The sequence below is a fragment of the Streptomyces sp. NPDC001914 genome, assembly GCF_042891215.1.
GTDB lineage: Bacteria > Actinomycetota > Actinomycetes > Streptomycetales > Streptomycetaceae > Streptomyces.
The window spans coordinates 47,175-61,366 of the sequence record NZ_JBIASW010000024.1; the positions used below are offsets into that span (position 1 = coordinate 47,175).

A 14,192-nucleotide genomic window follows, 5' to 3' on the forward strand; every position below is an offset into this window, starting at 1 on the left:
CGATTTGCATAGATTTCTCTTCAGGTTCCGATCGGTTCTCGCTGGTTTTCCCGGTGCTCGGCGGGGGAGGGAGCAGGAGTGCCCAAGGTGTCCGCGGTGATCGTCCCGTACACGTCGTACCTGCGGGTGTACGAGCCTCTGGCCGCGTTCCCCGAGTCGGAGCGCGCCCACTGGACGCGCTACGCCCGGCGCACCGAGCGCCCCTCGTACCAGGACGAACTGCGCCGCTCGCTGGCCGACCTGCTGCCCACCCCGCCGATCCCCGTGCCGGTGCACGAGAGCGGTGACGCGTTCGTCGCCGAGGTCGACGGGGTGGTCTGCGTCTGTCCCTGGCGCACCCGGCTGCGCGGCTGGCAGGCCCTGGACGAACTGGGCGAGGAGCTCCCCGCCTCGGTCCTGGACGCGGTGCTGCCGCCGCTGGTGCGCCGTCAGGCCGCCCTCGACTACGAGCGCTGGCTGGCGCGCAATCCCGACGCCCGCCCGTGGATCCGCACCTCGACGTGGCAGGTGCCGCTGAACTGGTTCGTCCTCGTCACGGACGAGGAGCGGGAGTACGAGAAGGGGACGGGCCCGGCCGGGGCGGCGCCGGTGCTGCGCTACCGGACGCCGATGGTGCAGGCACGGCGGCGAACGGCCCGGGCTCTGCGGACACTCAGGGACGCGCTGGACGAAGGGCCGCTCATCGAGGGCCTGGTGGACGTGGGCCGCTGGCTGGAGGAGTTCCATCCGCGCTCGCTGGTCGAGCTGGACTACGGCGGGCTCGTGCACACGCTGCCGGCCGGTGACCTGGAGGGCGACCACTCCGCGGCGGACGTCGCCGAGGGCATCGAGGCGCTGCGCACCGGGGACGGGGCCGCGGCGGGCGAGGCGTACGGCCGGCTGGTGGAGCGCTGGCGGTCGGTCAGGGACCGGCGTTCGTCGAACTGAGCGAAGAAGCCGCGCGGTCCGTACATGCTGGTGCGGACCGGGCGGGTGGGAGCGGTTCCGCGTCGGCCGCGTCAGTGTGATCTGCTTCTCACAGGTTCGGGGTCGAACTCGCGTATGGTCCTCACACGCTGAAGAACCCTCACGTCCAGGACGTAGGCCCCGATCCGGGCGTTTACGTCAACGGGTGTCAAGCGTGACGGACGGCACTTACCCGGCTCTTGCATCGCTTCCCCCTCCTCGTGTCAAAATAGGACAAGGAGCCCGGGGGAGGGCTCCCTCCGCCCGCTTTTGGGGGGGAATCTCGGCATTGCACGCTTTTAGGACGTCTGGTGACTCCTGATCGCCCTGTGACTGATCGTCACAGTGGCGTGACTGTCCGCTATGGCATGGTCCATCGGCTTCCGTCGCTGATGAACACCTGGGAGGGCAATTCCATCGGTTTGGCCGACGCGGCTGGACGGATGGTGTAGTTGTAGTGCCGAGGACAAGCCGTTCGTCCTATAACCGACTCGACTCGCGTCCGCCATTTCGGGCAACGCGGGTCAAGGTGCAGAATTTAGAGGAAAGAACCGAGAAGGTTCGGTTCTCCCGAGGAGGCCGCTCATGACCGCTCGCACCCCTGATGCCGAGCCGCTGCTGACCCCCGCTGAGGTCGCCACGATGTTCCGCGTCGACCCCAAGACGGTCACGCGGTGGGCGAAGGCCGGCAAGCTCACGTCCATCCGCACGCTCGGAGGGCACCGTCGTTACCGCGAGGCTGAGGTCCGCGCACTGCTCGCGGGTATCCCGCAGCAGCGCAGCGAAGCCTGAGTCACCGCATAACCGGACAAGTCGACGGATCCCCCAACCTGTCGAGGCGTCCACACCACAGCTCCAAGCGACGCGGGTTCTGCCCCAACAGAGCTCTCGCCCAAGCATTTTTGCCAGATGAACAGGGTGCGTCGTAGATCGCGCTGGACTCCGCCGGGTCCAGCGCGATTTTTTTTGTGCGTTCCACGCGCGGTGACGGGAGGCCTGTGAGCGGCCTTGTCGGAGTCTGGGGGCGGGTGTCGGATCAGCTGTGGAAGCCCTCGATCAGTGGTGCAATTGCACATATTAAATTGACTGGTTGTAGGAGGGGGGTAAGTTCCACAGTTCTGAAAACATATGCGGTGACTCCCGTCACATGCCACAGTCCTTGTCCCCCGAGAGGCTTCTGCGCTAGGGGAGTTGGGGCCGTGAGGAGTCGTGTCGCACCTGGTCGCGCACGGGGCGGCGGGCGCGGAGGCGGTCCCGGATCACGCCGGCGGGGGGCTCTCGTCCTCGGGGCCGCTCTCGGGGTCCTGCTCGTCGTTCGGGGCGGCCTCCATGGCCAGCCGGGCGAGCTGATGACAGATCGGGCAGTGCCGCGTCAGATGGCGGTACCCGGAGGCGGCCGCCAGGTGGGCTCGGAGCAGAGCCCGGGTCTCGTGCCGTGCGGACACCGCCATACGCACCTCCAGGGGGCCGTCAGGGCGAGGGCCCTGGATTCCGGGGTACCGGCGGAATGTGACGCCGTCAAGGGACGGGAACGGGCCCCGAAGGCGGCTCTGGAGGCGATGAGCCCCGGGGCGCCGAGGCCGAAGGCCGTGCGCGATCGTGCGGCCGGGCCTGGCCGGGCGGGGTGGCAGTGGGTGCCGGTGCGGGTGCGAGTGCGGGCAAACGAAAAGGCCCGGAGCCGTGGCTCCGGGCCTTTCTTCGTGCGGTCCTGACGGGATTTGAACCCGCGGCCTCCACCTTGACAGGGTGGCGAGCACTCCAAACTGCTCCACAGGACCTTGATTCGCAGCGACTTGTTCTTGCGCCGTGCTGCGAAACAGACTGTACATGAGGTCAGACCCCCGGGTCGAACTCACCGCCCGTCCGGACGCCGTTACGGCACCGCGGCGTCGATCGCCTTCACGATCCGCTTGTCGGAGACCGGGTACGCCGTGCCCAGCGCGTGGGCGAAATAGCTGACCCGGAGCTCCTCGATCATCCAGCGGATGTCCAGGACCGACGAGGGCACCGGACGGCCCTGCGGCAGCTGCTCCAGGAGCCAGGCGTACTCGTCCTGCATCTCGTGGACCTTCTCCATGCGGCTGGTGTCCCGCTGGGCACCGGTCGGCATCTGCTGGAGACGGCGGTCCGCGGCGACCAGATACCGCATCAGGTCCGGCAGCCGCCGCAGCCCCGTCGCCGTGACGAAACCGGGCTTCACGAGGGCGTCGAGCTGCTTGCGCACGTCCGCCAGGTTCGCGAGCAGGACCGGGCTCCTGACGCCCTTCAGGCGGCGCTCGCAGGCCTGCCAGGCGGCGAGCACTTGCTGCACCTGCCCGACCGTGCGCACGGTCGTGTCGACGATCTCGGCACGCACCTTGTCGTACAGCTTGCGGTAGGACTCCTCGTCCCACGCGGGGCCGCCGAAGTCCGCGATCAGCTTGTCCGCCGCGGCCATCGCGCAGTCGTCGAAGAGCGCCTGCACCGAGCCGTGCGGGTTCGCGGACAGCGCCAGCTTCTGGGCGTTGGTCAGCTTGTCCGAGGCGAACTTGCCCGGATTCACCGGGATGTTCCGCAGGATCAGCCGGCGGGTGCCCTTCCACATCGCCTCGGCCTGCTCGGCCTCGGTGTCGAAGAGCCGCACGGAGACGGTGTTGGCCGCCGGGCCGTCGTCGACCAGCGCCGGGTACGCCTTCACCGGCTGGCCGGCCCGGCGCGTCTCGAAGACCCGCCGGAGCGAGCCGATCGTCCAGTCCGTCAGCCCCGAGCGTTCCAGGGACTCCCCGCCCTCGCGCTCCGCCGTCGCCGCGGCGGCCTGCGAGATCGCCTGGCGGGCCTTCGGCTTCAGCCGGAGCTTGAGGGCTTCCAGGTCCTTGTCCTCGGCGAGCTTGCGGCGCCGCTCGTCGACGATGCGGAACGTGACCTTCAGGTGGTCGGGGAGCCGCGACCAGTCGAAGTCGTCGGCCGTCAGAGGCACGCCGACCATGCGCTTGAGCTCGCGCGCCATGGTCAGCGTCAGCGGCTCCTGGAGGGGTACGGCCCGCTCCAGGAACTTCTGGGCGAAGTTCGGGGCGGGAACGTAGTTCCGGCGGATCGGCTTGGGCAGCGAACGGATCAGCTCCGTCACCACCTCCTCCCGCAGCCCCGGGATCTGCCAGTCGAAGCCCTCGTCCGTGACCTGGTTCAGGACCTGGAGGGGGATGTGGACGGTCACGCCGTCCGCGTCCGCGCCCGGCTCGAACTGGTAGGTCACCCGGAACTTCAGCCGCCCCTGGAGCCAGGAGTCGGGGTAGTCGTCCTTCGAGACCGCGCCGGCCCGGTCGTTGATGAGCATCGAGCGCTCGAAGTCGAGGAGTTCGGGCTCCTCGTGCCGCTTGTGCTTCCACCAGGAGTCGAAGTGCGCCCCGGACACGACGTGTTCGGGCACCCGCTGGTCGTAGAAGTCGTACAGGGTCTCGTCGTCGACCAGGATGTCCCGGCGGCGGGCCCGGTGTTCCAGCTCCTCGACCTCGGTGAGCAGCTTGCGGTTGTCGGCGAAGAACTTGTGGTGCGTACGCCAGTCGCCCTCGACGAGCGCGTTGCGGATGAACAGTTCGCGGCTGACCTCCGGGTCGATCCGCCCGTAGTTCACCTTCCGCTGCGCGACGAGCGGTACGCCGTACAGCGTGACCTTCTCGTACGCCATCACCGCGGCCTGGTCCTTCTCCCAGTGCGGTTCGCTGTACGTCCGCTTGAGGAGATGGCCGGCCAGCGGTTCCACCCACTCCGGCTCGATGCGGGCGTTGACACGGGCCCAGAGCCGCGAGGTCTCGACGAGCTCGGCGGACATCACGAAACGCGGGGGCTTCTTGAACAGCGCCGAGCCGGGGAAGATCGCGAACTTGGCGTTGCGCGCGCCCAGGTACTCGTTCTTCCCCGTGCTCCGGCCGCTCTCGGCGCCGGTCTCCTTCACGTCCTTCATGCCGATGTGGGAGAGCAGACCGGCGAGCAGGGACACGTGGACGCTCTGCTCGGGGGCGTCCTCCTCGTTCAGATGGATGCCCATCTGCTTGGCGACGGTCCTCAGCTGGCTGTAGATGTCCTGCCACTCGCGGATGCGCAGGAAGTTCAGGTACTCCTGCTTGCACATCCGGCGGAACGCGGACGAGCCCCGCTCCTTCTGCTGCTCGCGGAGGTAACGCCACAGGTTGAGGAAGGCCAGGAAGTCGGAGGTCTCGTCCTTGAAGCGGGCGTGCTGCTGGTCGGCCTGCGCCTGCTTCTCGGAGGGCCGCTCGCGGGGGTCCTGGATGGACAGGGCGGCCGCGATCACCATGACCTCGCGGGCACAGCCGTTCTTGTCCGCCTCCAGGACCATGCGGGCGAGCCGGGGGTCGACGGGGAGCTGGGCGAGCTTGCGGCCGGTCTGCGTGAGCCGCTTGCGTACGTCCTTCTCCGTCGGGTCCAGCGCGTTCAGCTCCTGGAGGAGCTGGACACCGTCGCGGATGTTGCGGTGGTCCGGCGGGTCGATGAAGGGGAACCTCTCGATGTCGCCGAGGCCGGCCGCGGTCATCTGGAGGATGACGGAGGCGAGGTTCGTACGGAGGATCTCGGCGTCGGTGAACTCCGGCCGGGCGAGGAAGTCGTCCTCGGAGTACAGCCGGATGCAGATGCCGTCGGACGTACGGCCGCAGCGGCCCTTGCGCTGGTTGGCGCTGGCCTGCGAGACCGGCTCGATGGGCAGCCGCTGCACCTTCGTGCGGTGGCTGTACCGCGAGATGCGCGCGGTGCCGGGATCGATCACGTACTTGATGCCCGGGACGGTCAGGGAGGTCTCGGCGACGTTGGTCGCCAGAACGATCCTGCGCCCGGTGTGCGGCTGGAAGACGCGGTGCTGCTCGGCGTGCGAGAGCCGGGCGTACAGGGGCAGCACCTCGGTGAACCGATAGTTCTTCTTCACCAGCGCGTCGGCGGTGTCGCGGATCTCGCGCTCGCCGGAGAGGAAGACGAGGATGTCGCCCTTGCCCTCGGCCTGGAGCTCCTCGACGGCGTCGCAGATCGCGGTGATCTGGTCGCGGTCCGCGTCCTCGGAGTCCTCTTCGAGGAGCGGGCGGTAGCGCACCTCGACGGGATACGTCCGGCCGCTGACCTCGACGATCGGGGCGTCGCCGAAGTGCCGGGAGAAGCGCTCCGGGTCGATCGTCGCGGAGGTGATCACGACCTTGAGGTCCGGCCGCTTGGGCAGGAGCTGGGCGAGATAGCCGAGCAGGAAGTCGATGTTGAGGGACCGCTCGTGGGCCTCGTCGATGATGATCGTGTCGTACGCGCGCAGCTCGCGGTCCGTCTGGATCTCGGCGAGCAGGATGCCGTCCGTCATGAGCTTGACGAAGGTGGCGTCCGGGTTCACCTGGTCGGTGAAGCGGACCTTCCAGCCGACCGCCTCGCCGAGCGGGGTGTCCAGCTCGTCCGCGACCCGCTCCGCCACCGTACGGGCGGCGATACGGCGGGGCTGCGTGTGCCCGATCATGCCGCGCACGCCACGGCCCAGCTCCATGCAGATCTTCGGGATCTGCGTGGTCTTGCCGGAGCCGGTCTCACCGGCGACGATCACGACCTGGTGATCACGGATGGCGTCCGCGATCACGTCCTTCTTCTGGCTGACCGGCAGCTGCTCGGGATACGTGATCGCGGGAACGCGGGCGCGGCGCTCGGCCATGCGGGTCCGGCCCTTGGCCACCTCCGCCTCGATCTCGGCGAACACGGCGGCGCGGGCCTCGGGCTTGCGGATCTTGCGCGCGCCTTCGAGCCTGCGCCCGAGCCGGTGCGCGTCGCGCAGGGACAGCTCGGCCAGGCGGGCGGCGAGATCGCCGAGGGCGGGGGCAGGGTGCGTAGACATACGCGATCCAGGATCTCATCCCGGGGAAATCCGTGGCGAACGCTTTTGCCGCGGCAGGAGGGGCCGGCTCAGGGGGCGCGCTGCGCGGGCGGCGCGGGTGCCTCGGTGGCGGGCGCGGCGGGAGTGGGGGTCCCGGCGTCGGGTGCGGGCGTTCTGGGGGCGGTGTGCCCGGGCTCGCGCCGGGGCGGTGATCCCAGGGCGATGGACCGGGCGGTGTTGGAGATGGCCTTGATGCCCAGGTAGGCGGTGGTCATGCTGCTCACGGCGGTGAAGGCGGCGGTGAGCACGCCGACGATCACGGCCTTGTCGCCGTCGAGCCGCCAGACGCCGAAGATCGCGACGCCGGCGATGGCGAGGTTGCTCATGACGACCGCGATCAGTCCGTACCGCGCCCGGTCCTTCTCCAGCTCGGTGTCCCGCGCCACCGCGGTCTCGTCCCGGCTCATGTCATCCCCCCCGAAAAGCCTGATCGATCAGCCAGAAGCTAGCGCCGACCGGGCACGGTGCCAAGCGGATCTCCGCTTCCCGGAACCCCGGTTCCGAACCGCCGAGGTGCCGGAAACGAAGAGAACCCCCTCCGGTCGACCCGGAGGGGGTTCTCTTTCTTGTGGCTGGGGCCGGGGTCGAACCGGCGACCTATCGCTTTTCAGGCGATCGCTCGTACCAACTGAGCTACCCAGCCACGAGGCTTCCGGAGAAACCTCAGCGGTCCTGACGGGATTTGAACCCGCGGCCTCCACCTTGACAGGGTGGCGAGCACTCCAAACTGCTCCACAGGACCAAGCTGTTGTGTGCGAAACAGGCTAAGCAAGTGTCGCACACGGTGTTACGTGCCCCCAACGGGATTCGAACCCGTGCTACCGCCTTGAAAGGGCGGCGTCCTAGGCCGCTAGACGATGAGGGCTATCGGCCCGCCTGCGCGCTTCTCAGCGCGTCGGGGACGTGAGAAGCATATGGGATGGCGGGAGGTATCGCCAAAACGGTTTACGGGGAGGTCCCGGAGGGGCTCCCCGACGGTGTCGGCGAGGGGGTGGCGCCGGGCCGGTTCTCCTGCGCCAGATGGCGGCTGACCTCGGCCGTCGTGAGGCCGAGACCGCCCAGCCGGATCTCGTCCCAGGCCTGGAGCCGGCGGGTGTCACGGTCCACGTAGAGGACCGAGGCCTCGATCGGGGCGGGGTACTCGCGCTCGACGGCCCGCAGCCCGCTTCCGCCCGTCGAGCCCTCGACGCGCAGCCGGGTGCCGTACTTCATGACCTCCATCTCCTCGTGGTGCAGATGGCCGGCGAGCACCAGGGGCACCGCGCCGTCCGTCCCGCGGGCGGCGAGCGGTTCGTGGGCGACGGCGATGTCGACCGGGGTGCCCGCGGCGCGCTGGTCGCGCAGGGCCGAGGCCAGGCGGGCGCCCGCGAGGTCCTCCGCCGCGTCGCCGCCCGGAGCGGTCGAGCGGTCGGGGGTGAACTGGGGGTCGCCGATGCCGGCGAAGCGCAGGCCCGCGACCGAGACCGCGCGGCCGTCGTCGAGGACGTGCACGTTCCTCAGGCGTTCGAGGTAGCGCTGCGTCTCGCGCGAGTCGTGGTTGCCGCGGACCCAGACGTAGGGGGCGCCGAGGTCGGGGATCGGGTCCAGGAAGCCGTTCTCGGCCGCCGAGCCGTGGTCCATGGTGTCGCCGGAGTCGACGATCACGTCGACCGCGTACTGCTTCACAAGCGAGGCGATGATCTTCCAGCTCGCGGGGTTCAGATGGATGTCGGAGACGTGGAGCACCCGGATCGTGGTCGGGTCGGGTTCGTAGGCGGGGAGCGTGGAGGTGGCGTCGTACAGCTTCGTCACGTTGGTGACCAGGCGCGCCAACTCCTTCTGGTAGACGTCGAATTCGCTGACGATGCTGCGGGCGTCGCCGACCAGGGACGGGGCGGAGGCGAGCAGTCCCGAGTACTTGGGCTCCAGCACCGACTCGGGGTTCCAGGTGGCGAAGGCGGCCGCTCCGGAGGCGGTCAGCAGGCAGAGGGCGAGACCGCCGGCGGCGAGGGCGCGGCGCGGGCGGCGGTAGACGGCGAGACCGAGGGCTCCGGCGCCGGCGACGACGGCTATGCAGGAGCGGACGGCCAGGTCGAGGGTGCCGTGCTCGACGTCCCGTACGACCTCGTCCTGGAGTCCGGCGAGGCGCTCCGGGTGCTCGACGAGGGCCTGGGAGCGTTCGGGGTCGAGCCGGTCGACGTCCACGTCGAGGCGCAGCGGGGCCTGGTGGCTGCGCAGCTCCAGCGCGCCGAGGGGGGAGATGTTGATCTTCGTGCCGCCGGTCAGGGAGGGGCGCAGGGTCATCGTGGTGTTCATCGGGCCCACCGGGACGCGGACGTCGCCCACGGTCAGCAGCCCCAGCCAGGCGCCGAGCAGCACCACGCACACGAGCCCGAGGGCACGGGTGTACGGGTTCTGCCGGGCGGCGAGTTCGAGCTCCGGGCCCTTGCGGCGGCCCGGGCGGCGGGCGAGCGCGTGCAGCGCCCGTCCGGCGCGGTCGGCCGTGCGGCGGACGGCGGCGGTTGCGGCAACGGGGACGCGGGCCATTTGTCCCGTCTGCCCAGGGCGCGGGACGGGTATGCGGGGTTCCGTCACCCGGGCGGGAGGGGCGTGCGGGCGGCCGGGTCAGCCCCAGCCGAGTTCGTGCAGGCGGTCGTCGTCGATGCCGAAGTGGTGGGCGATCTCGTGGATCACGGTCACGGCGACCTCGTGGACCACCTCGTCCGTGGTCTCGCAGGCGCGCAAGGTGGGGCCCATGTAGATCGAGATGCGGTCGGGGAGCACTCCGGCGTACCACTCGCCGCGGTCGGTGAGCGGGGTGCCCTCGTAGAGGCCGAGGAGTTCGGGGTCGTCCGCGGGAGGCTCGTCCTCGACGAACACGGCGACGTTGTCCATGACCCGGGTCAGCTCGGGCGGGATCCGGTCCAGCGCCTGGCTCACGAGCTCTTCGAAGGTTTCGCGCGTCATCTCCAGCACGTGGCCATTGTCGGGGATGGCGCCCCGGTGGCGGCGTACGACGAAGACCCGGAGCGGGCCGGATCGGCGCGGGGAACCGGGCGCCTGCCCCACATGGGGTGTCTCGTACCATTTTCGGAGTGTTATGACGAATCAGACTGGGCTGTCCGGTGATAGTGCGGGCATGACACGCACCTCCCCGTCCCGTCCGGGCGTACGCGCCCGTGCCCGCACGGCCCTCCTCTGCGTCGCGCTCCTCGCCGTCACGGTCCAGACGTCCGCCGCCGCGCCGGCGCTCGCGCAGGCGCCCGCCCGGTACGGCGAACGCGACTGTGTGAGGACGGAGAGACCACTCGGCGGCGAGGCCCGCGAGGTTCTCGCCATCGCCCGGAAGGCCAAGGCCGACCTCCATCTGAAGTCGGTGGAACTGAAGGTCACCAGCCACGGGCGCGAGGTCCTGACCGAGGCGCTCGGTGAGTCCATGACGGGTGTCCCGGCCGAGCCGGACATGCACTTCCGCGCCGGTTCGGTGGTCTTCTCCTACGTCGGCACGACCCTGCTGCAGCTCGTCCAGGAGGGCAGGGTCCGCCTGGACGACACCGTGGAACGCTGGCTGCCGACGCTGCCCAAGGCCGACCGGATCACCCTGCGGATGCTGGCCAGCAACACCACCGGGCTGCACGACTACGTCACCGACCCGGCCTTCCTGGCCGAGCTGGAGGCGCACCCGTTCCGCCACTGGACCCCGCGGCAGTTGCTCGCGTACCCCTACAGCCACTCGTTCTGGTACAAGCCGGGTACCAACTGGAGCTATTCGCACGCCAATTACCTGCTGCTGATCCAGGCGCTGGAGAAGATCACCGGTACCCGGATCGACAGGTTGCTGCGGGAGCGGGTCACGGGTCCGCTGGGTCTCGACAACACCCGGAACAACTTCACCCCCGACATCCCGCGTCCGGTCGTGCACGCCTTCACCTCCGAGCGCGGCCTGTACGAGGAGTCCACCTTCTGGAACCCGTCGTGGACCACCGCGCCCGGCGCCGTGATCACCACGCACGTCTGTGACCTGGCCCGTTCGGCGGCCGCCATCGGCAGCGGCGCGCTGATCTCGCGCAGCTCCTACCGCACGCTGCTCGACCCGGGGACGGTCGGCCTCGGCCATCCGACCGCCAAGTGCCCCGCCACGGTCTGCCTGGCGCAGACCGAGGCCAAGCACTTCGGGCTCGGGGTGATCGTGATCAACGGCTGGGTCCTGCAGAACCCGTCGTTCTCCGGCTACGCGGCGATCCAGGCGTATCTCCCGTCCGACCGTCTCGCCATCGCGGTCAACGCCACCAAGACCAAGGACACGCCCGACGGCAACCAGGCCGAGGTGGTCGCCCAGCGGATCGCGGCCGCCCTGGCGCCGCAGACGCCGCTGGCGATCGACTGACCCGGGACATCCCCTCCGCCGGCTCGCCGTGCTCGCCGCGCGGGCCGGGCGGACTCCACGGACGCGTCCCCTGGGCCCGGTTGGGCCCGGGGGACGCGTGTCCTCCCGCGGGCGGCGGGAGTTGGACAGGGAGAACTCCCGCTTCTCCCCACGCTCCCGGCTCTTCCGAGCGGGGGACGCCCCGTTCGGAGGTGGCCGCCCGTGCGCGCCTTGTACGTACCCGTCCGTCTGGCCGCCGCGGTCCTGGCCGTGGCCGCCACCGCCGGCTGCATGAGCGTCGGCGACGACGCGGGGCAGCCGGGGCCCTCGCACTCGGCGGGCAGACAGGCAGGTGGGGTGCCCGCCGAGGGGTCCGTGGTGGGCGGCGCCGAGGCCGGGTCGTACAGCGGCAAGAGCGGGAAGGGCGGCCGGCGCGGCAAGGCCTCCGCGAAGCCGGGGAAGTCCGCGTCCGGTGACCCCTCGGCGTCGGCGTCCCCGGGCGCGAAGCCGTCCGCGAAGGCGACCGAGAAGGGCGGGCCCCCCTCCAGGGCCACCGCGCCCGCGGGGGGCGAGCCGACGCCCACGCGGACGTCGGCGGAGCCGTCGCCCGAGCCCCCGCCGGTCTCGCAGCCGTCGCCGCCCGACCCCGGAACCCCGGAGCCGTCCTCGTCGGCGCACGAACTGCCGATGACCCAGCTGATCCAACGAGAACCGGCCCCCGAGGCGGGCTCCCCGGTCTAGCGGACACCGGGGCGCGTCCGCCGCCCGCCCCACGCCCCGGCGGGTCCCGTCGCCGGGCCGGTGTGGCGGGGTTCACGGGCCCCGGAAGGGTGGATGTGGCCTGTTCAACAGCGCGGTCGGCGCGGGGGAGGTAGCGTGGATGACGCGAACAGGTGGCTTGGAATGCACCCTCACCTGGTCGTATGGGGCTCAGTTTGCCTTCATGGGGGAAGGGTGCGTATGGTAGTAGATCGTTTGATCCCATTTGCCCGGCGCCGCCGCAGAGAGCGCCGCGTGGCGCGTACTCTCCCTTGCCGTGGCCGGACCGCATAGAGGCGGTCGTTTGCGACTTCACGGAGTTTGGGCGCGTGCCGAAGAAACTCCGGAAGGTTCGCATTTCGCATGTCTGTTTCCAGTACTGATCACATCGTCGTGCCCGAGAACAACGAGAACGACGACGTGGTCGAGGCCACGATCGAGGCGATCGAGACCACCGAGTCCGCCGCTCCCGAGATCACCTTCGCCGACCTCGGTCTCCCCGAGGGCGTCGTCCGCAAGCTCGCGCAGAACGGCGTGACCACCCCCTTCCCGATCCAGGCCGCGACCATCCCGGACGCCCTGGCCGGCAAGGACATCCTCGGCCGTGGCCGCACCGGCTCCGGCAAGACCCTCTCCTTCGGTCTGCCGACCCTGGCGCGGCTCGCCGGCGGCCACACCGAGAAGAAGAAGCCGCGCGCCGTCATCCTGACGCCGACCCGTGAGCTGGCCATGCAGGTCGCCGACGCGCTGCAGCCCTACGGCGACGTCCTCGGCCTGAAGATGAAGGTCGTCTGCGGCGGTACGTCGATGGGCAACCAGATCTACGCCCTGGAGCGCGGTGTCGACATCCTCGTCGCCACCCCGGGCCGTCTGCGCGACATCATCAACCGCGGCGCCTGCTCGCTGGAGAACACCCAGATCGCCGTCCTCGACGAGGCCGACCAGATGTCGGACCTGGGCTTCCTGCCCGAGGTCACCGAGCTGCTCGACCAGGTCCCGGCCGGCGGCCAGCGGATGCTCTTCTCCGCCACCATGGAGAACGAGATCTCCACGCTGGTCAAGCGCTACCTGAGCAACCCCGTCACGCACGAGGTCGACAGCGCCCAGGGCAACGTCACGACGATGTCGCACCACATCCTCATCGTGAAGCCCAAGGACAAGGCGCCGGTCACCGCCGCGATCGCCTCCCGCAAGGGCCGCACGATCATCTTCGTGCGTACCCAGCTCGGCGCCGACCGCATCGCGGAGCAGCTCCGCGACGCCGGTGTGAAGGCCGACGCGCTGCACGGCGGCATGACCCAGGGCGCGCGTACCCGGACGCTGGCCGACTTCAAGGACGGCTACGTCAACGCGCTCGTCGCCACCGACGTCGCCGCCCGCGGCATCCACGTCGACGGCATCGACCTGGTCCTGAACGTGGACCCGGCCGGTGACCACAAGGACTACCTGCACCGTTCCGGCCGTACCGCCCGTGCGGGCCGCTCCGGCACCGTCGTGTCGCTGTCGCTCCCGCACCAGCGCCGCCAGATCTTCCGGCTGATGGAGGACGCGGGCGTCGACGCCGCGCGTCACATCATCAACTCCGGTACGGCCTTCGAGCCCGAGGTCGCCGAGATCACCGGCGCCCGTTCGATGACCGAGGTCCAGGCCCAGTCGGCGGGCGACGCCGCCCAGCAGGCCGAGCGCGAGGTCACCCAGCTCACCAAGGAGCTGGAGCGCGCGCAGCGCCGTGCCGCCGAGCTGCGCGGTGAGGCCGACCGTCTGGTCGCCCGTGCCGCGCGTGAGCGGGGCGAGGACCCGGAGGTGGCGGTCGCCGCCGCCGCCGAGGCCGCGGCCGAGCAGGCCGTCGTCGAGACGCCGGCCGTCGAGACCGTCGTCGAGGCGGACGAGCGTCCCGCGTACGAGCCGCGTCAGCGTCGTGACGAGCGCGGCAACTACGAGCGTCGTGACAACGACCGTGGTGGTTTCCGTCGTGATGACAACCGTGGTGGCGGCTTCAACCGCGATGACCGCGGTGGCCGTTCGTTCGAGCGTCGTGACGACAACCGTGGTGGTTTCCGTCGTGATGACAACCGTGGTGGCGGCTTCAACCGCGATGACCGTGGCGGCCGTTCGTTCGAGCGTCGTGACGACAACCGTGGTGGTTTCCGTCGTGACGACAACCGTGGTGGCGGCTTCAACCGCGATGACCGCGGTGGCCGTTCGTTCGAGCGTCGTGACGACAACCGTGGTGGTTTCCGTCGTGATGACAAC

The 14,192-nt window shown here is 70.1% G+C and carries 10 protein-coding genes and 4 tRNA genes; 5 read left to right on the plus strand and 9 right to left on the minus strand.

Going from position 1 to position 14,192, the window contains the following annotated elements; all coding sequences use genetic code 11:
* Positions 1–78 precede the first annotated feature (78 nt).
* A complete protein-coding gene (locus ACFYYF_RS38480; protein ID WP_361682721.1) occupies positions 79–927 on the plus strand; it encodes a hypothetical protein in 849 nt (282 codons plus the stop codon).
* 603 nt (positions 928–1,530) lie between these two features.
* Positions 1,531–1,737 carry a developmental transcriptional regulator BldC gene (bldC, locus tag ACFYYF_RS38485; protein ID WP_003949541.1) on the plus strand — a complete coding sequence of 69 codons (207 nt, stop codon included), beginning with the start codon at positions 1,531–1,533 and terminating at the stop codon, positions 1,735–1,737.
* Positions 1,738–2,204: 467 nt separating this feature from the next.
* Here the strand turns inward: bldC and ACFYYF_RS38490 are convergent, their stop codons facing one another.
* From ACFYYF_RS38490 to ACFYYF_RS38530, 9 genes are all read right to left on the minus strand, one after another.
* The gene (locus ACFYYF_RS38490) at positions 2,205–2,396 is read right to left on the minus strand and encodes a DUF6274 family protein (RefSeq protein WP_361682719.1); all 192 of its coding nucleotides are present in this window, start codon (positions 2,394–2,396) and stop codon (positions 2,205–2,207) included.
* A 252-nt stretch (positions 2,397–2,648) separates the two neighbouring features.
* Positions 2,649–2,723 (minus strand) — tRNA-Asp (locus tag ACFYYF_RS38495).
* A gap of 95 nt (positions 2,724–2,818) precedes the next feature.
* Positions 2,819–6,796 (minus strand): ATP-dependent RNA helicase HrpA, encoded by a 3,978-nt coding sequence (gene hrpA / locus ACFYYF_RS38500; protein ID WP_388783349.1) that lies wholly within the window; start codon positions 6,794–6,796, stop codon positions 2,819–2,821.
* Between the two features lie 68 nt (positions 6,797–6,864).
* Positions 6,865–7,242, minus strand: a complete 378-nt coding sequence (locus tag ACFYYF_RS38505) for a hypothetical protein (RefSeq protein WP_388783352.1) — start codon at positions 7,240–7,242, stop codon at positions 6,865–6,867.
* A gap of 162 nt (positions 7,243–7,404) precedes the next feature.
* Positions 7,405–7,478 (minus strand) — tRNA-Phe (locus ACFYYF_RS38510).
* A gap of 24 nt (positions 7,479–7,502) precedes the next feature.
* Positions 7,503–7,577 (minus strand) — tRNA-Asp (locus ACFYYF_RS38515).
* Between the two features lie 50 nt (positions 7,578–7,627).
* Positions 7,628–7,700 (minus strand) — tRNA-Glu (locus ACFYYF_RS38520).
* Positions 7,701–7,780: 80 nt separating this feature from the next.
* The gene (locus tag ACFYYF_RS38525; RefSeq protein ID WP_361682713.1) at positions 7,781–9,361 is read right to left on the minus strand and encodes a metallophosphoesterase; all 1,581 of its coding nucleotides are present in this window, start codon (positions 9,359–9,361) and stop codon (positions 7,781–7,783) included.
* 78 nt (positions 9,362–9,439) lie between these two features.
* Positions 9,440–9,790 carry a metallopeptidase family protein gene (locus ACFYYF_RS38530; RefSeq protein ID WP_388783355.1) on the minus strand — a complete coding sequence of 117 codons (351 nt, stop codon included), beginning with the start codon at positions 9,788–9,790 and terminating at the stop codon, positions 9,440–9,442.
* A gap of 163 nt (positions 9,791–9,953) precedes the next feature.
* Here ACFYYF_RS38530 and ACFYYF_RS38535 point away from each other — a divergent pair, with 163 nt between their 5' ends.
* The 3 genes from ACFYYF_RS38535 to ACFYYF_RS38545 form a co-directional block, all read left to right on the plus strand.
* Entirely contained in the window at positions 9,954–11,201 is a 1,248-nt protein-coding gene (locus ACFYYF_RS38535; protein WP_388783358.1) for a serine hydrolase domain-containing protein, read from the plus strand.
* Positions 11,202–11,402: 201 nt separating this feature from the next.
* Entirely contained in the window at positions 11,403–11,921 is a 519-nt protein-coding gene (locus ACFYYF_RS38540) for a hypothetical protein (protein ID WP_388783361.1), read from the plus strand.
* 381 nt (positions 11,922–12,302) lie between these two features.
* Positions 12,303–14,192: DEAD/DEAH box helicase (locus ACFYYF_RS38545; protein ID WP_388783364.1), on the plus strand; the 1,890-nt coding region annotated here is incomplete at its 3' end.

What these genes read in the sequence shown, in the direction of transcription:
- bldC (WP_003949541.1), top strand. Translation starts at nt 1,531, where the DNA reads ATGACCGCTCGCACCCCTGATGCCGAGCCGCTGCTGACCCCCGCTGAG.
- ACFYYF_RS38490 (WP_361682719.1), bottom strand. Translation starts at nt 2,396, where the DNA reads ATGGCGGTGTCCGCACGGCACGAGACCCGGGCTCTGCTCCGAGCCCAC.
- hrpA (WP_388783349.1), bottom strand. Translation starts at nt 6,796, where the DNA reads ATGTCTACGCACCCTGCCCCCGCCCTCGGCGATCTCGCCGCCCGCCTG.
- ACFYYF_RS38505 (WP_388783352.1), bottom strand. Translation starts at nt 7,242, where the DNA reads ATGAGCCGGGACGAGACCGCGGTGGCGCGGGACACCGAGCTGGAGAAG.
- ACFYYF_RS38525 (WP_361682713.1), bottom strand. Translation starts at nt 9,361, where the DNA reads ATGGCCCGCGTCCCCGTTGCCGCAACCGCCGCCGTCCGCCGCACGGCC.
- ACFYYF_RS38535 (WP_388783358.1), top strand. Translation starts at nt 9,954, where the DNA reads ATGACACGCACCTCCCCGTCCCGTCCGGGCGTACGCGCCCGTGCCCGC.